This window comes from Mangrovibrevibacter kandeliae, from assembly GCF_024519155.1.
GTDB classification, from domain to species: Bacteria; Pseudomonadota; Alphaproteobacteria; order Rhizobiales; family Rhizobiaceae; genus Mangrovibrevibacter; species Mangrovibrevibacter kandeliae.
Genome location: NZ_JANIFJ010000001.1, coordinates 801,876 through 818,802 on the forward strand (window position 1 = coordinate 801,876; position 16,927 = coordinate 818,802).

The following is a 16,927-nucleotide window of genomic DNA, read 5'->3' on the forward strand; positions in this document are numbered from 1 at the left end:
GCTTTCAAGGGGGGTATGCGCCCGGAGCATGTCTCCTTCACGGTCGCTTAAGATTTGAGCGAGTGCCGAATCGCACGCCTGAGGGGGTGCACCGTCGCCTTGGGCGTCGTGACAAATGGCGAGCAGCCGGCTCGTACGTCCGCCGCTGCTCAGGGCACGATCACGACAACGCGATTATAAGCTCGGGAACGCAACTGCCCTCGTCGCGCTTTGTGCCGGAGCTTCTTTGCTCACAGGGAGTATGGATCATGCCGGTTCTTGAAAGTCAGACGAAAATCATCCGCGGCGTCCTGGTGGCTTCAGTGCTTGCTGCTGGAATGACGGTGTCCGGTCTCGCCTTCGCGCAGGCCGGCAGCAGCAGCGGCGGCAGCTCCGGCAGCGGCAGCAACGCCTCCGACACCGGCGGCAACACCGGTGGTACGCCATCCGGTGGTCCGGAGGCCTCGTCCCAGAGCTCCGAGAGCAGCGCATCGGACGTCGAGGGCGGCGGAAGCACCAGTCAGGCCGCTTCCGGCAACGGCGCGACAGGTGAAACCCAGCAGGGCGGCAAGACGGCCCGCTGCGACTCGACGGTACCGGGCAGCGCCACCGGCGCCTGCGAGGGAAGCTCGGGCACGGTCGGCACGTCGAACGTCGTCAAGTAAGCAGCGGCTCGGGCTGGCTTCAGCGCAAGAGCTCAGCGTTACTCAGGAGGCTGGGGTGCAACCGCACCCCGGCCTTTTTCTATGGCGCCCGCGTAAGAGGTATTCGGGACGCTCCGGTCGCTGATCGGTGCGTCGTCCTCGCGCCGTAGTGCATCGCGCCGCTGCCTCGCTATGATGGTGCCTATAGTTTCCCCGGGACGGGACGGGACGGGACGGGACAGGGAAGGTGGTGCGGCATCGCTCGTACTGCCGCAGGACTTTTCGAGGACACGCACGACTTGACTACGAACCGTCTCAGCTCCGCAATGCCTGAAAAGCTTGGCTATACGGGCCTCTTGAGCGATCGTGTTTTCGCGGTTGCGCCGATGATCGATTGGACCGACCGCCACTGTCGGTTCTTCCATCGCCAGCTCAGCCGGCGGGCGCTCCTCTACACCGAGATGGTGGTCGCCGACGCGATTCTTCACGGCGATCGGCAGCGGCTGCTTTCCTTTGACCCGGTAGAGCATCCGGTGGCGCTGCAGATCGGCGGCTCCGATCCCGACAAGCTCGCCGGTGCCGCCGAAATCGGCGCCGCGTTCGGCTACGACGAGATCAACCTCAATGTCGGCTGCCCGTCGGACCGGGTCCAGTCAGGCACCTTCGGGGCCTGCCTGATGCGCGATCCCGGTCTGGTGGGGCGATGCCTGTCGGCGATGCGCGCGGCGGTCGACGTGCCGGTCACCGTGAAGTGCCGGATCGGCGTCGACGACCAGGATCCTGAACCGGCGCTCGACGCCGTGGCCGACGCGGCGATCGAGGCCGGTGTCTCGGCGATCTGGGTGCATGCCCGCAAGGCGTGGCTGAAGGGGCTGAGCCCGAAGGAGAACCGGGACATCCCGCCGCTCGACTACGACCGGGTGCGACGGCTGAAGGCGCGGCTTCCGGACGTGTTCATCGGTCTGAACGGCGGCCTGGGATCGATCGAGGCGGCGGCGCGGGAATGCGGCGATCTCGACGGGGTGATGCTCGGGCGGGCGGCCTATCAGACGCCGGGGCAGCTGACGGAGGTCGACGCGCGGTTCTACGGCGTTGCCAACGCGTCCGTCGATTATGCCCATGTGATCGAGACGATGGCCGCCTACGCCGAGCGCCACATGGCCGCCGGCGGTCGGCTCGGCCATGTGACCCGTCATATGGTCGGGCTGTTCGCCGGTCTTGGCGGCGCCCGCCGCTGGCGGCAGCGTCTTTCGGACGCCGCTGCGCGTGCCGGAGCCGGGCCGGAGGTGCTGCAGGAGGCCTTCGCGGAGATTCGCCCGGCGTTGCAGGATCGCGCCGCCGCCTGATAAGCCTGCGGCGCAATCCGATCGCCCGCCGCCGTGATTGCCGGACCGCGCTGTCCGCCGCACCTTGCAAGAGTGTTTCGTGTTCGAACTCTTCGTCGTCACCGCGCCCATCTTCCTTCTGATCGGCGCGGGCTATGCGGCGGTGGCATTTCGTCTTCTGTCGCCGGAGGACGTCGGGGGCCTGGGGCGCTACGTCATCCGCTTCGCGCTGCCGGCACTGATCGTCACGGTGGTGTCCCAGCGCTCGCTGAGCGAGGGCTCCGACCTCGTCTATCTCCTCTGCTACGGCGCCGGTTCGCTCGTCGCCTTCCTCGTCACCCTTTCGGTCATGCTGGGCCTGCGCCGGCACCCCCTGCCGCAGGCTTCGATCCTGGCGCTGGGAACGGCGGCGTCCAACAGCGGCTTCATCGGCTACCCGCTGCTGGTGCTCGTGCTCGGCCAGGTTGCCGCGGTCGCGATGTCGTTGAACATGCTGGTCGAGAACCTGATGATGCTGCCGCTGGCACTGGCGCTGTCCGAGGTCGGCCGTCAGGAGGGCGCGCGGCCGGGCGTCCTCATGCGCAACCTCGTCTCGCGCCTTGCCAGGAACCCGATCGTGATCGCCATCCTGCTCGGCCTGGTGCTGTCGCTCACCGGTCTGGCGCTGCCGGCGCCGCTCGGCAAGGCGCTCAGCATGACGGCGGCGGCGTCCGCGCCGGTCGCGCTGTTCGTCATCGGCGGCACGCTCTACGGCCTCGGCCGCCGCGCGATCGGCGCGGACGTCGCGATCATCGTGGTGGGCAAGCTGGTCATGCACCCGCTTTTGGTCGCCGGCGCGCTCGGCCTGTCGGGCGGAGCGGTCCCGCCCGAGCTCGTCACCGCCGCGATCCTGATGGCGAGCGTGCCGATGCTGAGCGTCTATCCGATCTTCGGTGCCGCGGTGGGTCTCGGACGACTGTGCGCCGCAGCGATGCTGCTTGCGACGCTGGCGGCCTTCTTCACGTTGCCGCTGGCCTTGGCGCTGGTCGGACACGCGGCGCCTTAGCCATGCCCGCCTCAGGACTCCGCCAGCCCGGGCGCCGATGCGACGTGCGAAGCTATTCCGCGGCGGCTCTGCGACCCGCGAGGAAGGCTTTGGCCGAGCCGAGGAGATGGCGCCGCAGGTGCCGCTCGGCCGAGCTGCCGTCGCGTTCCAGGATCGCGTCGATGATCTCGCGATGCTCGCGGCGCGACTGCTCCATCCGGGCGCGGTTCTGCAGCTGCGAGCGGCGGAAGGGCGCGAGCTTCAGGCGCATGGCTGCGGCAATGTCGATCAGGTCGCTGTTGTGGGTGCCGTTGTAGATCGCGTCGTGCAGCTCGGTGTTGGCTCGCTCGTAGCCCGCGAAGTCGCCGTCGTCGGTCAGCGTGTCCATCCGGGCGAGCAGTTCCTGCAGGTGAGCGCGTTCGGCGGTGGTCATCCGGCCGGCTGCGAGGCGGCCGCAGAGCGCCTCGATCTCGCCCATCGCTTCGAACATCGCGTCGACCCGCTCCATCGAGAGATCGCAGACGATGACGCCACGGTAGGGAACGCGCTCGGCGAGCGCGCGCGAGGTGAGCGTCAGGAAGGCCTCGCGCACCGGAGTGCGGGAGACGCCGAACCGAGCCGCAATCGCAGTCTCGTCAAGCTTGGCACCCGCCGGCAGGAGCCCCTCGACGATATCGGACTCGAGCTGGTCGGCGATGGCCTCGCTGCGGACCGCCCGCTGGCGCTTCGGCTTGCTGTGCTGCTCCATGACACTCCTGCTTGGGCTGTCGGGATGATTTATCCGGGAACGGGCGTATCCGCCATAGCCGTTCGAAGCCTTCGCCTAAAAAGCACACACCCGGCGGAGGCGCTGGTTAGTCTGTGTACAATCGCGCCATGTGGTCCCACCTTGCAATACACGTCTTCCGCGGACATCCTGCGGCTGGCACATGCTTTGCATCCCGGTGGCGTGAGGGCATCGGCAGGCGCGGTGCGTTCCAAGCTCCGCCAGAGGACGGGCGGGCGCGAGAGGATGAGGGGCGGGGAATGCCGATGGCGAACGGGTTTGGGAATTGCGCCAGATCGCGCTCTGAATGTTTTTTCCGGCGTCGCTTCGCAACAAGCGGTGCGAAGGCGTCTCTGCGGGAGCGCCGGCGTTGAGCGGCATGGAATCGGATCCGGTGCTGGCGCTGTCGGATTTCTCGCTGCGGTTCGCGCCCGGCAAGAATCTCGTGGACGGCGTCGGCTTCGAAGTGCGGGCGGGAGAAACGCTCTGCATCGTCGGCGAGTCCGGCTGCGGCAAGAGTGTCACCGCTCTGGCGCTGATGGGGCTCCTGCCGGTTCCGCCAGCTGACATCGTCAGCGGCACCGCGCTGTTCGAGGGGCGGGACCTCTTCCGCTTGTCGGAGGCCGAACTCTCGGATCTGCGCGGCAACCGCATCTCGATGATCTTCCAGGAGCCGATGACCTCGCTGAACCCGGCCTTCACCGTTGGCGACCAGCTGACCGAAACGGTGCGGCGTCATCGGCGCCTGCCTGCCGCCGAGGCGAGTGCAGTCGCGCTCGACATGCTGAAGAAGGTGCGGATCCCGGCGCCGGAGAAGCGGATGACCGACTATCCGCACCAGATGTCGGGCGGCATGCGCCAGCGCGTGATGATCGCGATGGCACTCGCCAACGCCCCGAAGCTCCTGATCGCCGACGAGCCGACGACCGCGCTCGACGTGACCATCCAGGCGCAGATCCTGCAGCTGATCGCTCAGTTGCAGGAGGAGACGGGGACGGCGGTCATCATGATCACCCACGATCTCGGCGTCGTCGCGGAGGTCGCCGACCACGTCGCGGTGATGTACGCCGGCCACGTCGTCGAAGCCGGTCCGGTCGAGGCGATCTTCGACGATCCGCAGCACCCCTATACGATCGGGCTGATGGGGGCGATGCCCTCACTCGGCCGGCGGTCCGGCAAGCTCGCCACCATCCGCGGCACCGTTCCGCCGATCGAACGGATGCCGGATGCCTGCCGCTTCATGCCGCGCTGTCCCTTTGCGCAGAACAAGTGCGCCGAGGCGGTGCCGCCGCTCGCCCCGGTGGGGGACGGCGTCCACCGCGCCGCCTGCTGGTATGCGCCGCTCGAGAAGCATTTCGCGGAGGTCGCGTGAAGGACGCTCGCCCCATCATCGAGACCGTCGGTCTCGTCAAGCAGTTCGGCGGCCGGCGGCAGCTTCTCAGCCGCTCGCCCGTCGTCCACGCCGTCAACGACGTCTCGCTGCGGGTGCGGGACGGCGAGACCTTCGCCATCGTCGGCGAATCCGGCTGCGGCAAGTCGACCCTCGGGCGGCTCCTGATCCGCCTGCTCGACCCGACCGGCGGCGACGTCATCTACAAGGGCCGCAATCTTGCGAGCCTGTCGGCGACCGAGATGCGCAGGCTGCGGCGCGAGCTGCAGATCGTGTTCCAGGACCCGTTCGCCTCGCTCAACCCGCGCATGAGCGTCGCCGACATCGTCGGCGAGCCGATCTGGCTGCACGAGACGGCGGGCAAGAAGGAGCGGCGCGAGAAGGTGCTCGACATCTTCCGCACCGTCGGGCTGCGGCCCGACATGGCCGACCGCTTCCCGCACGAATTCTCCGGCGGCCAGCGCCAGCGCATCGGCATCGCCCGGGCGCTCGCCGGCGAGCCGAAGCTGATCCTCGGCGACGAACCGGTCTCGGCGCTCGACGTCTCGATCCAGGCGCAGATCGTGAACCTGCTCGAGGAGCTGAAGGAGCGGCTGGACCTCACGCTGATCATCGTCGCGCACGATCTCGCCGTCATCCGGCACATGAGCGACCGGGTCGCCGTGATGTATCTTGGCGAGGTGGTCGAGCTCGCCGAGACGGACGACCTCTTCGAGACGCCGCTTCATCCCTACAGCCAGGCGCTGCTGGACGCGATCCCGGTGCCGAGTCCACGCGCCCGCAGCGCGCAGGCGCCGGTGCGCGGCGACGTGCCGAGCCCGACCAACCCGCCCAAGGCCTGCCGCTTCCACACCCGCTGCCCGCACGCGCAGCCGATCTGCTCCGAGGTGCGCCCGGTGCTGGAGCGGGCCGACGAAGGCGGGCGGCAGGTCGCCTGCCACTTCTGGCGGGAGATCCAGGCGGCGGGGTCGAGTGCCCGCGCACCGATCGCGGCGAGCGCGAACTTCGAGACACGCCTGGCGCTCTACCGCGCCCGGCAGAGCGGCGGCGCTGCGCCGCTGAAGCAACCTTGAGACACAACCAAGAGGGAGTTGGAATGACCAAGTTGAGATGGATAGCACTGGCCTTCGGGCTGCTCGCCAGCAGCACCGCATCGGCGCAGACGCTGCGGATCGCCCTGCAGGACGATCCGGACATGCTGGATCCGCACAAGGCGCGCACCTTCGTCGGCCGCATCGTCTTCACCTCGCTCTGCGACAAGCTGGTCGACATCTCGCCCGACCTGAACTTCGTGCCGCAGCTGGCGACGGAGTGGTCGTGGAACGAGGCCCAGACGGAGCTGACGTTCAAGCTGCGCGATGGCGTCACCTTCCAGGACGGCTCGACGTTCGATGCCGACGCGGTGAAGGCGAACATCGAGCGCGCGATGACGCTGAAGGACTCGAACCGCAAGAGCGAGCTGTCCTCGGTCGACCACGTCGAGGTGGTCGATCCCTCGACCGTCAAGTTCGTGCTGAAGCAGCCGGACGCGACGCTGCTCGCGACGCTTTCGGACCGTGCCGGCATGATGCTCGCGCCGGACGCGTTCGCCGACGGCAAGGAGTTCTCGCAGAACCCGGTCTGCTCGGGCCCCTACAAGTACGTCAACCGTGTCCAGAACGACCGGATCGAGCTGACCAAGTATGACGGCTACTGGAACGCGAAGGACTATCCCATCGAGGCGGTCACCTTCGTGGCGATCCCCGACAACACGGTGAAGCTCGCCAACCTGCGCTCCGGCGACGTCGACATGATCGAGCGGGTCGCCCCGTCCGACATTCCGTCGGTGAAGCAGGATAGCAAGCTGACGCTCGTTCCGGTGACCGGGCTCGGCTACATGGGCATCGAGTTCAACGTCGCCAACGGCGAGCCGTCCAAGCTGCCGATCAACGCTGATAAGCGCGTGCGCGAGGCGCTGCAGTATGCGGTCGGGCGCGACATCATCGACCAAGTCGTCGGCAACGGCACGTTCCCGCCGGCGCAGCAGCCGTTCCCGCCGTCGAGCCCCTACCACTCGGACAAGTTCCCGGTGGTCGAGCGTGACGTCGACAAGGCGAAGGCACTGCTCAAGGAAGCGGGCGTCGAGAACCCGACCTTCACGCTCGGCTACGCCAACAACACGACGACCCAGCAGGTCGCCGAGCTGATGCAGGCGATGGCCGCCGAGGCGGGCTTCACCATCAACCTGCAGCCGCAGGAGTTCGCGGCGCTGCAGGCCGATCTCCAGCAGGGCAAGTTCGAGGTCTCGATCCAGGGCTGGTCGGGCCGCGTCGATCCCGACGGCAACATCCACCAGTTCGTCACCTGCAAGGGCAACCTCAACGATGGTAAGTACTGCAATGCCGATGTCGACAAGGCCCTGAATGCGGCCCGCCAGACGAGCGATCCGGAGAAGCGCAAGGCGCTCTACGACGAGGCGCAGACGATCCTGCAGGACGATCTGCCCTGGCTCTACTCCTACTACCTCCCGTGGCCCTTCGTCGTGTCCGACAAGGTCAAGGGCTTCAAGGCCTATCCGGACGGCATGATCCGCCTCAAGGGCATGACCCTCAGCCAGTAACGCTCCATGCGGCGCCGTCCGCGGCGCCGCATCCTCTGTCTCACCGTCGATCCCGCTCTGTTCCTCCCTGTCGAAGGAGTCACGATGAACAGTCTCAAGCTCGCAGTCCTCGCCGCCGGCCTTCTCGCCACGACGGCCGCCGCCTCCGCCCAGACGCTGCGCGTCGGCCTCGCCGAAGATCCGGATGCGCTCGATCCGCACAAGGCGCGGACCTATGTCGGGCGCATCGTCTTCACCTCGCTCTGCGACAAGCTGGTCGACATCTCGCCGAAGCTGGACTTCGTGCCGCAACTGGCGACCGAATGGTCCTACAACGACGACCAGACCGAGCTGACCTTCAAGCTGCGCGACGGTGTCACCTTTCAGGACGGATCCAAGTTCGACGGCGACGCGGTCAAGGCGAACATCGAGCGGGCGATGACGCTGCCCGACTCCAACCGCCGGAGCGAGCTGTCCTCGGTCGACCACGTCGAGGTCGTCGATCCCTCGACGGTCAAGTTCGTGCTGAAGCAGCCGGACGCGACGCTGCTCGCGACTCTCTCGGACCGCGCCGGCATGATGCTCGCGCCCACAGCCTTCGCCGAGGGCAAGGAGTTCTCGCAGAACCCGATCTGTTCCGGCCCCTACAAGTTCGTCAGGCGCGTTCAGAACGACCGGATCGAGCTGACCAAGTATGACGGCTATTGGGACGCCAAGGATTATCCGATCGAGGGGGTGACGTTCCTTCCGATCGTCGACTCGACGGTGAAGCTCGCCAATCTGCGCTCCGGCGACATCGACATGCTCGAGCGGCTCGCGCCGAACGACGTGCCCTCGGTCAAGGGCGACGCCGCGCTGCAGTTCGTGCCGGTCACCGGCCTCGGCTACAGCTCGATCCGCTTCAACACCAACAACGGGTCGCGCGCCGAGAACCCGATCGGCAAGGACAAGCGGGTGCGGCAGGCCTTCCAGCTCGCCGTCGACCGCGACGTCATCAACGAGATCATCGGCAACGGCATCTTCCCGCCGGCGCAGCAGCCGTTCCCGCCGTCGAGCCCGTATCATTCGGACAAGTTCCCGCCGGTCACGCGCGACGTCGAAAAGGCCAAGGCGCTGCTCAAGGAGGCCGGCGTCGAGCATCCGAGCTTCGAGCTCGACTTCGGCACCGGCAGCGCCAACCAGCAGTTCGCTGAACTGGTGCAGGCGATGGCGGCCGAAGCCGGCTTCGACATCAAGCTGCGGGCCACCGAATTTGCGGCCATGCAGAAGGAGATGGAGCAGGGGAACTTCGACGCGGCACTGATCGGCTGGTCCGGGCGCGTCGACCCCGACGGCAACATCCACCAGTTCGCCACCTGCAAGGGCAACCTCAACGACTCCAAGTACTGCAACGAGGAGGTCGACAAGGCTCTCAACGCGGCGCGCCGCACCAGCGATGTCGAAGAGCGCAAGGCGCTCTACGACGAGGCGCAGACGATCCTTCAGGACGACCTGCCTCTGGTCTACACCTACTACCAGCCCTGGCCCTTCGTGCTGTCCCAGAAGGTGAAGGGGTTCGAAGCCTATCCGGACGGCATGATCCGCCTGAAGGGCATGAGCCTCGGCGACTGAGGTCGCTTCCGCCGGGCGGCCCAGTGGTCGCCCGGCTCTTCCGCTACAAGGACCGTCATGGCTCAGCTGATCCTCCGGCGCCTGCTCGTCGCCATCCCGACCATCATCATCGTCTCGATGCTGGTCTTCTCGCTGCAGAAGCTCCTGCCGGGCGATCCCGTGCTCGTCATGGCGGGCGAGGAGCGCGATCCGCAGGTGATCGAGTTCCTGCGCGAGAAGTATCACCTGAACGACCCGCTGCCGGTGCAGTACGGCTACTGGGTCGCGCACGTGCTGCAGGGCGATTTCGGGATCTCGCTTCGGACGGACACGCCGGTGACGACGCTGGTCGCCCAGAAGCTGCCGGTCACGATCCAACTGGCCATCATGGCGATGATCGTCGCCGTTGTAATCGGCGTGCCGACCGGCATTCTCTCCGCCGTGCGGAAGGGAACGCTCGTCGACTACGGCGCCAACGTCGTGGCGCTCTCGGGACTCTCCATCCCGAACTTCTGGCTCGGCATTCTCCTGATCTTCCTCGTCTCGGTGAAGCTCGGCTGGCTGCCGGCCTCGGGCTATGTCCCGCCCGGCGAGGACCTCTGGCTGTCGATCAAGACCATGCTGATGCCGTCCTTCGTGCTCGGCACGGCGCTCGCCGCGACGCTGATGCGCCACACCCGCTCGGCGATGATCGGCGTCCTGCGCTCGGACTACATCCGCACCGCCCGGGCCAAGGGCCTGCGGCAGGGCAAGGTCGTCTACAAGCACGCGCTGCGCAACGCGCTGGTGCCGATCGTGACGCTCCTGACGCTGCTCTTCGGCGAGCTTCTCGGCGGCGCCGTCTTGACCGAGCAGATCTTCACCATCCCCGGCTTCGGCAAGCTCGTCGTCGACGCCGTCTTCACCCGTGACTATGCCGTGGTGCAGGGGATCGTCCTGTGCACGGCGATCGGCTTCATCGCCATGAACCTTCTGGCCGACGTGCTCTACATCCTGATCAACCCGCGACTGAGGGGCGCCTGATGGCCGCGACCACCCTCGACGACACCCGTGACGCGCCCGCCGGGCTCGACGCCGAGGCGAGACCGGTCGACGTCAAGGTCGCCGCGGCGGACGCGGCGAGCGAGGTCGTGCCGCCGAAGCGCAATCGCGCCCTGCGCAAGTTCCTCGCCAACAAGCCGGCGATCGTCGGCGGCGGCGCGGTGTTGTTCTTCATCCTGGTCGCCATCCTCGCGCCCTTGCTCACCGGCTATGATCCGCTCGCCACGAGCTTCACCGCGATCCGCAAGGCGCCGTCGGCGGCGCACTGGTTCGGCACCGACGAGCTCGGCCGCGACATCCTCAGCCGCATGGCCTTCGGTGCACGCGCCTCGCTGCTCGCCGGCGTCGTGTCGGTGGCGATCGCGGTTGCGGTCGGCGTGCCGCTCGGCCTGCTTGCCGGCTTCTTCGGCGGCTGGGTGGACATGGTGATCTCGCGCGTTGCCGACGCGCTGCTGGCGATCCCGTTCCTGATCCTCGCGATCGCGCTCGCCTCCTTCCTCGGTCCGAGCCTGACCAATGCGATGATCGCGATCGGCCTCTCCGGTACGCCGATCTTCATTCGCCTCGCCCGCGGCCAGACGTTGAGCGTCAAGGCGGAGGACTACGTCGAGGGCGCGCGGGCGATCGGCCTGCCGGACCGCTGGATCCTGATCCGCTACGTCTTCCCCAACATCCTGCCGCCGCTGATCGTGCAGGGCACGCTGACGGTGGCGACCGCGATCATCGCCGAGGCGAGCCTCTCCTTCCTCGGCCTCGGGCAGCAGCCGCCCGCACCCTCCTGGGGTTCGATGCTGAACACCGCCAAGAACTTCATGGAGCAGGCGCCGTGGATGTCGATCTTCCCCGGCATCGCGATCTTCCTTCTCGTCCTCGGCTTCAACCTCCTTGGCGACGGCCTGCGCGACGCGCTCGACCCGCGCGAGAACTGACGCTTCCATCTGTCTGAAAGGCATGACGATGTTTACCACCCGTCCCGAACTGCTCGGCACCTTCGGTGCCGTCGCGTCGACTCATTGGCTGGCGACGGCGGTCGGCATGTCGATGCTGGAGCGCGGCGGCAACGCCTTCGATGCCGGCATCGCCACCGCCTTCGTCCTGCAGGTGGTCGAGCCGCATCTCGTCGGTCCCGGCGGCGACGTGCCGATCATCTTCCACTCCGCCAAGACCGGCCGCACCGAGGTGATCACCGGCCAGGCGCCGGCGCCGGCCGGCGCCACCATCGAGCACTACAAGCGCGAGGGACTGACGCTGATCCCGGGCAACGGTCTCCTTGCGACCGTGATCCCGGGCTCCTTCGACGCCTGGATGCTGCTCCTGCGCGACCACGGCACGATGAGCGTGCGCGACGTGCTCGAGCCGGCGATCTACTACGCCGAGAAGGGCCATCCGGTGCTGCCGCGCGTGTCGGCCACCATCCATGGCCTCAAGACCTTCTTCGAGACGGAGTGGCCGACCTCGGCCGCCGCCTTCCTGCCGAACGGCGCGGCCCCGGAGCCCTGGTCGCTGTTCAAGAACCCGGCGCTCGCGGCAACCTGGACCCGCGTCATCGTCGAGGCCGAGTCGGCCGGCGGCGATCGCGAGCGGCAGATCGAGGCGGCCCGCAACGCCTTCTACAAGGGCTTCGTCGCCGAGGCGATCGACGGCTTCGTGCGCAAGAACGAGGCCATGGACGAGAGCGGCTCGCGCCACAAGGGCGTGCTCACCGCCGCCGACCTTGCCGGCTGGCAGGCGGGCTACGAGGCGCCGCTGACCTATGACTATGGCGGCCAGACGGTGAACAAGATCGGGCCGTGGGGGCAGGGGCCGGTCTTCCTGCAGACGCTGGCGCTGCTCAAGGGCTTCGATCTCGACGCGACCGACCCCTCCGGGGCCGAGTTCATCCATCTCGTGACCGAAGCGATGAAGCTCGCCTTCGCCGACCGCGAGGCCTATTACGGCGATCCCGCCTTCGTCGACGTGCCGCTCGAGACGCTGCTGTCGGATGCCTACAATGACGAGCGGCGCAAGCTGATCGCCGAGACGGCGTCCTTCGACCTTCGGCCGGGCCGCATCGCCGGCTACGAGGCGCAGGTCGACCGCGTGATGGCCGTCCTGGAGCGCCTGTCGGCCAAGGGCAGCGCCGGTCAGAGCAACGAACCGACGACGGCTGCCATGCAGTCCGCGCGGCGCGGCGACACCGTGCACGTGGACGCCGCCGACCGCTGGGGCAACGTCATGGCGGCGATGCCGTCGGGCGGCTGGCTGCAGTCCTCGCCGATGATCCCCGAGCTTGGCTTCATGCTGAATTCGCGCGCCCAGATGTTCTGGCTGGAGCCGGACCTGCCGACTTCGCTGGAGCCGGGCAAGCGGCCGCGCACGACGCTGACGCCGACGCTGACGACGCGCGACGGCAAGCCCCACATGGCCTTCGGCTCGCCGGGCGGCGACCAGCAGGAGCAGTGGCAGCTGCTGCTCTTCCTGCGCAAGGTCCACCACAAGCTCAACCTGCAGGAGGCGATCGACCTGCCGATGAGCCATACGACACACTTCCCGACCTCCTTCTATCCGCGCAACCGCGTGCCGGGGCACCTCATCGCCGAGGCGAACTTTGCGCCCGCGGTGCTGGAGGAGCTGCGTCGCCGCGGGCATGACCTCGAGGTTGCGCCGGAGTGGACGGTGGGGCGGCTCGTGGCCGTGGCGCGCGAGGCCGATGGCCTCCTGCGCGCGGCGGCAACGCCGCGCCTGATGCAGGCCTACGCCATCGCCCGCTGAGGCGGCGCGAGGGACCGGTTCGCACACGCGTTCAAGGACCAGCCGGCAGCGACCGGCTGGCGCTCAAAGGGAAAGGGACGCCCGCCACCCCAGCGCCACCGGCGCGACAGGAGTTCTGGCATGCGTTACCCGCTTATCGTTGCGACGCTGGCCGCCTTGAGTGCGACCAGCGCCTTTGCCGCCGACTTCAGGATCGGCCTGCAGGACGACATCGACCTGCTCGATCCCGCCCGCTCGCGCACCTTCGTGGGCGAGGTGGTGTTCGAGTCGCTCTGCGACAGCCTCGTCGCCGTCGGGGCTGACCTGAAGGCGACGCCGGAACTCGCCAGGGACTGGTCGTGGAACGACGACCATACCGTCCTCACCATGTCGCTGATCCCCGGCATGGTCTTCCATGACGGCAATCCGATCACGGCGGAGGCGGTGAAGGCCAATCTCGATCGCGCCCGCACGCTGCAGGACTCGATGCGCAAGACCGAGCTGCAGTCGGTCGACCATATCGACGTCGTCGACGACCTGACCTTCAAGATCTCGCTTAAGCAACCCGACCCGACGCTGCTGCCGCAGCTTTCCAACCGGGCCGGCATGATTGCCTCGCCGGCGGCCTTCGCCGAGGGCAAGGACTTCAGCCAGGCGCCGGTCTGCTCCGGTCCCTACAAGTTCGTCTCGCGCCAGCAGAACTACCAGATCGTGCTGGAGAAGTTCGACCAGTACCGCAACGCTGGCGACTACCACTTCGACCGCGTCGTCTTCCTGCCGATCCCAGACACGACAGTGCGCCTTGCCAACCTGCGCTCGGGCGATCTCGATATGCTGGAGCGCCTCGCCCCGGCCGACATCCCGGCGGTGCGGGACGATCCCAACCTGCAGCTCGCGCTGGTGACGAGCGTCGGCTATCAGGGCCTGACGATCAATGTCGGCAACGGCGTGCGGGCCGACGGCCCGTTGAAGGACAAGCGGGTGCGTCAGGCGCTGCAATATGCGATCGACCGCGACGTCATCAACGAGGTCGTGGGCGCCGGCACCTTCCAGCCGGCGCAGCAGCCCTTCGGCCCGGACAGCCCCTATCACGACGATGCCTTCCCGGTGACCGGGCGGGACGTCGAGAAGTCGAAAGCCCTGTTGAAGGAGGCCGGCTACGACCGGGTGCCCTTCGAGCTCATCTTCGCCAACTCGACCACCGGCCAGCAGATTGCCGAATTGATCCAGGCGATGGTTGCCGAGGCCGGGTTCGACGTGACGCTGAAGGCGACCGAGTTCGCGTCCATGCTGCAGGCGACCAAGATCGGCGACTACGACGTCGTCCAGGTCGGCTGGTCCGGCCGCTACGACCCGGACGGCAACCTGCACCAGTTCGTCACCTGTGGCGCCGGCCTCAACTATGCCGGCTACTGCAGCCAGGCGGTCGACGACCTTCTCAACAAGGCCAAGGTGACGCCGGACGTCGAGGCGCGCAAGGATCTCTACGATCAGGCGCAGGCGATCCTGCAGGACGAGCTGCCGCTGATCTACGTCTATCACCAGCCCTGGCCCTTCGTGCTGGCCAAGGACGTGCACGGCTTCACGCCGCTGCCGACCGGGCTGATCAGCCTGAAGGGCGTGACGAAGGGATGATGCAGATTGAAGAGGATCGGGCGCCGAGTGCGCCCGATCCTAGAAGCCGATGTCCTCGTAGATCGCCGCGAGCGGCAGCCGGATGTCGGCAATCGCGAGGAGCAGCGCGTCGTCTTCCCCCGTCAGGTCCGGCTCCGGCACGAGCCGTCCGGTCGCGTCGCGGGTCCAGACGCTGACGCGCCGCTCGGATTGCGAGACGCAGACATACTGGCGAAGCGAGGGCAGGCTTTCGTCGTCTCGAAGCTTGCGCGTCTGGTCGTACCAAGCGGTCGAGCTCGACAGCACCTCGAAGATGACGGTGGGCTCGGAAGCATTGATCTCGGGCTGCTGGAAGCGACCGCAATCGATCATGACGTCAGGATATCGCGAATTCCCGGTGTCCGGAATCGGCAGGCGCATATCGGAGCCGAACGGCCGGCAAAGCGATCCCCTGAGGGCTGGCCGAAGGAACGCGAGCAGATTGGCCGCGATCAGCGCGTGCGCCTGTGTGCCGCCGGTCATCATGACGACTTCGCCATCGATGAAGGCGTGGCGGCGTTCCTGTCCGGCCTCCCAGGCGAGGAAGTCCGACAGCGTCCAGCCATGCTCGCGCGCCATGCTCATCTTCGTCTCCGGCAGGAGGAAGGCCTCTCCCCCGGAAGATAGCGGGCGGCGGCACTTGTCGCCACCCGCGGGTAATCAGGAGGGAGCGGCCCCCTGCTTCTGAGCGAGGGGCCCGTCCGACCTGCTCAGGCGAGCGTCAGGGCGACGTCGACATTGCCGCGCGTCGCGTTGGAGTAGGGGCAGACCTCGTGCGCGGCCGCCATCAGCCTCTCGCCGGCCTCGCGCTCGACGCCCGGGAGGTTCGCCGTCAGCGCGGCGGTGATGCCGTAGCCGCCCTCCGAGCGCGGGCCGAAGCCGACCTCGGCCGTCACCGTCGCATCGGCCGGCACCTTCACGCCGACCTTGCCCGACACCGCCTTCATCGCGCCGAGGAAGCAGGCGGAATAGCCCGCGGCAAAGAGCTTCTCCGGATTGGCGCCGACGCCGCCGGGGCCGCCCATCTCCTTCGGCACCACCAGCTTCACGTCGACCGAGCCGTCGTCCGAACGGGCCGCGCCGTCGCGTCCGCCGGTGGCCGTTGCATTCGTCTTGTAGATCACGTCGACAGGCATGTGAGCCTCCTTCATCAGAGTGGGCGCGATGTTTATCGCGATAAACAATCCTGTATCCCCAGCGCCGCTCGCACGCAATCCCTTATCGTGATAAACAATGCCGTGATCTCGTCGGTTTGAAGAAGGCTGCGCCATGTTGTTCCCGCTCGATCAGCACCTGTGCTTTGCGCTCTACGGGGCCTCGATGGCCGTCGGCCGTGCCTACAAGCCCGTTCTCGACGAACTCGGCATCACCTATCCGCAATATCTCGTGCTCTCGGTGCTCTGGGAGGAGGGCGAGCGCACGATCGGGACCATAGCCGAGCGCCTCGGGCTCGAGCCGAGCACGGTGACGCCGCTCGTGAAGCGGCTCGAAACCGCGGGCTTGGTCACGCGGCAGCGCAATCCTGCGGACGAGCGACAGGTGGTCGTGGCGCTGACCGGGGAGGGCGAGGCGATGCGTCGCGCCAGCGCCTGCCTCGGCGAACGGCTGGTGCGGAGTTCCGGCATGCCGCCCGAGCGCCTGCAGCGCCTGAACGAGGACGTGCGGGCGCTGCGCGACGCCGTCGCGACCTTCGTCGCGCGCGGGGAGAACTGACCTCTTGGGCCTGCGCGGGTGCGGTCTTCAGGTCGGCGGCTTGATCACGCCCCCGCGCCGCCCGAACCCGTCGACGATGCCGCCGGCATAAAGCGCCCACCAGACGATCAGCGGCTGCGCCAGGAGGCGCGGGCCGTGATACCACCAGCCGAGGCCCGTCCCCGTCGACAGGTCGTTCATCGCGTGGGTGACGTTGGCGGGAAAGACGCAGACGGCGTAGAGCGCGAGCATGATCCCTGTGAGCCTTCGGGTTCGCGGAAGCATGAGGCCGATCGCGCCGGCGATCTCGCAGGCGCCGGTGACGAGGATCATCTCGCGCGGCAGTGGCACCCAGCCCGGCATGATCGGCAGGAACACGTCCGGCCAGCCGAGATGGATGATCCCGGCGGCGAGATAGGCGAGGGCAAGGGTTACAGTCGCGACGCGTCGGGTGAGGGAGCGCCTGCGGCCAGGCGGCGGAGAAACGATCTGCATCACCGGCTAACGCTGCGAAG

The 16,927-nt window shown here is 67.6% G+C and carries 16 protein-coding genes; 12 read left to right on the plus strand and 4 right to left on the minus strand.

The window, feature by feature from the left end:
- Positions 1 to 248 precede the first annotated feature (248 nt).
- From NPA30_RS03860 to NPA30_RS03870, 3 genes are all read left to right on the plus strand, one after another.
- Positions 249 to 644, plus strand: a complete 396-nt coding sequence (locus tag NPA30_RS03860; RefSeq protein WP_256801040.1) for a hypothetical protein — start codon at positions 249 to 251, stop codon at positions 642 to 644.
- Between the two features lie 305 nt (positions 645 to 949).
- A complete protein-coding gene (dusA, locus tag NPA30_RS03865) occupies positions 950 to 1,969 on the plus strand; it encodes a tRNA dihydrouridine(20/20a) synthase DusA (protein ID WP_256801041.1) in 1,020 nt (339 codons plus the stop codon).
- A gap of 79 nt (positions 1,970 to 2,048) precedes the next feature.
- The gene (locus tag NPA30_RS03870) at positions 2,049 to 2,993 is read left to right on the plus strand and encodes an AEC family transporter (protein ID WP_256801043.1); all 945 of its coding nucleotides are present in this window, start codon (positions 2,049 to 2,051) and stop codon (positions 2,991 to 2,993) included.
- Between the two features lie 52 nt (positions 2,994 to 3,045).
- Here NPA30_RS03870 and NPA30_RS03875 read toward each other — a convergent pair whose 3' ends face one another.
- Positions 3,046 to 3,720 carry a GntR family transcriptional regulator gene (locus tag NPA30_RS03875; RefSeq protein ID WP_256801047.1) on the minus strand — a complete coding sequence of 225 codons (675 nt, stop codon included), beginning with the start codon at positions 3,718 to 3,720 and terminating at the stop codon, positions 3,046 to 3,048.
- Positions 3,721 to 4,117: 397 nt separating this feature from the next.
- Between NPA30_RS03875 and NPA30_RS03880 the strand changes: the two genes are divergently transcribed.
- From NPA30_RS03880 to NPA30_RS03915, 8 genes are all read left to right on the plus strand, one after another.
- The gene (locus tag NPA30_RS03880; RefSeq protein WP_256801559.1) at positions 4,118 to 5,110 is read left to right on the plus strand and encodes an ABC transporter ATP-binding protein; all 993 of its coding nucleotides are present in this window, start codon (positions 4,118 to 4,120) and stop codon (positions 5,108 to 5,110) included.
- Entirely contained in the window at positions 5,107 to 6,201 is a 1,095-nt protein-coding gene (locus tag NPA30_RS03885) for an ABC transporter ATP-binding protein (RefSeq protein ID WP_256801048.1), read from the plus strand. The genes NPA30_RS03880 and NPA30_RS03885 overlap by 4 nt, the downstream gene beginning before the upstream one ends.
- 23 nt (positions 6,202 to 6,224) lie before the next feature.
- The gene (locus NPA30_RS03890; RefSeq protein ID WP_256801049.1) at positions 6,225 to 7,727 is read left to right on the plus strand and encodes an ABC transporter substrate-binding protein; all 1,503 of its coding nucleotides are present in this window, start codon (positions 6,225 to 6,227) and stop codon (positions 7,725 to 7,727) included.
- A gap of 84 nt (positions 7,728 to 7,811) precedes the next feature.
- The gene (locus NPA30_RS03895; protein ID WP_256801050.1) at positions 7,812 to 9,317 is read left to right on the plus strand and encodes an ABC transporter substrate-binding protein; all 1,506 of its coding nucleotides are present in this window, start codon (positions 7,812 to 7,814) and stop codon (positions 9,315 to 9,317) included.
- Between the two features lie 57 nt (positions 9,318 to 9,374).
- Positions 9,375 to 10,319, plus strand: a complete 945-nt coding sequence (locus NPA30_RS03900) for an ABC transporter permease (RefSeq protein WP_256801051.1) — start codon at positions 9,375 to 9,377, stop codon at positions 10,317 to 10,319.
- Positions 10,319 to 11,266: an ABC transporter permease gene (locus tag NPA30_RS03905; protein WP_256801052.1), complete on the plus strand. Its 948-nt coding sequence runs from the start codon at positions 10,319 to 10,321 to the stop codon at positions 11,264 to 11,266. Before NPA30_RS03900 ends, NPA30_RS03905 begins: the two co-directional genes overlap by 1 nt.
- Positions 11,267 to 11,288: 22 nt before the next feature.
- Positions 11,289 to 13,088, plus strand: a complete 1,800-nt coding sequence (locus NPA30_RS03910) for a gamma-glutamyltransferase family protein (RefSeq protein ID WP_256801053.1) — start codon at positions 11,289 to 11,291, stop codon at positions 13,086 to 13,088.
- Between the two features lie 120 nt (positions 13,089 to 13,208).
- On the plus strand, positions 13,209 to 14,702 hold the full coding sequence (locus NPA30_RS03915; RefSeq protein ID WP_256801054.1) for an ABC transporter substrate-binding protein: 1,494 nt from the start codon (positions 13,209 to 13,211) through the stop codon (positions 14,700 to 14,702).
- A gap of 39 nt (positions 14,703 to 14,741) precedes the next feature.
- Here the strand turns inward: NPA30_RS03915 and NPA30_RS03920 are convergent, their stop codons facing one another.
- Both NPA30_RS03920 and NPA30_RS03925 read right to left on the minus strand, forming a co-directional pair.
- Entirely contained in the window at positions 14,742 to 15,305 is a 564-nt protein-coding gene (locus NPA30_RS03920; protein ID WP_256801055.1) for a Uma2 family endonuclease, read from the minus strand.
- Between the two features lie 125 nt (positions 15,306 to 15,430).
- Complete coding sequence (locus NPA30_RS03925; RefSeq protein WP_256801056.1) at positions 15,431 to 15,856, minus strand: organic hydroperoxide resistance protein; 426 nt, start codon at positions 15,854 to 15,856, stop codon at positions 15,431 to 15,433.
- A 133-nt stretch (positions 15,857 to 15,989) separates the two neighbouring features.
- Here NPA30_RS03925 and NPA30_RS03930 point away from each other — a divergent pair, with 133 nt between their 5' ends.
- Entirely contained in the window at positions 15,990 to 16,433 is a 444-nt protein-coding gene (locus tag NPA30_RS03930) for a MarR family winged helix-turn-helix transcriptional regulator (protein WP_256801057.1), read from the plus strand.
- 27 nt (positions 16,434 to 16,460) lie between these two features.
- Here the strand turns inward: NPA30_RS03930 and NPA30_RS03935 are convergent, their stop codons facing one another.
- On the minus strand, positions 16,461 to 16,907 hold the full coding sequence (locus NPA30_RS03935; protein WP_256801058.1) for a DoxX family protein: 447 nt from the start codon (positions 16,905 to 16,907) through the stop codon (positions 16,461 to 16,463).
- Positions 16,908 to 16,927: the final 20 nt, after the last annotated feature.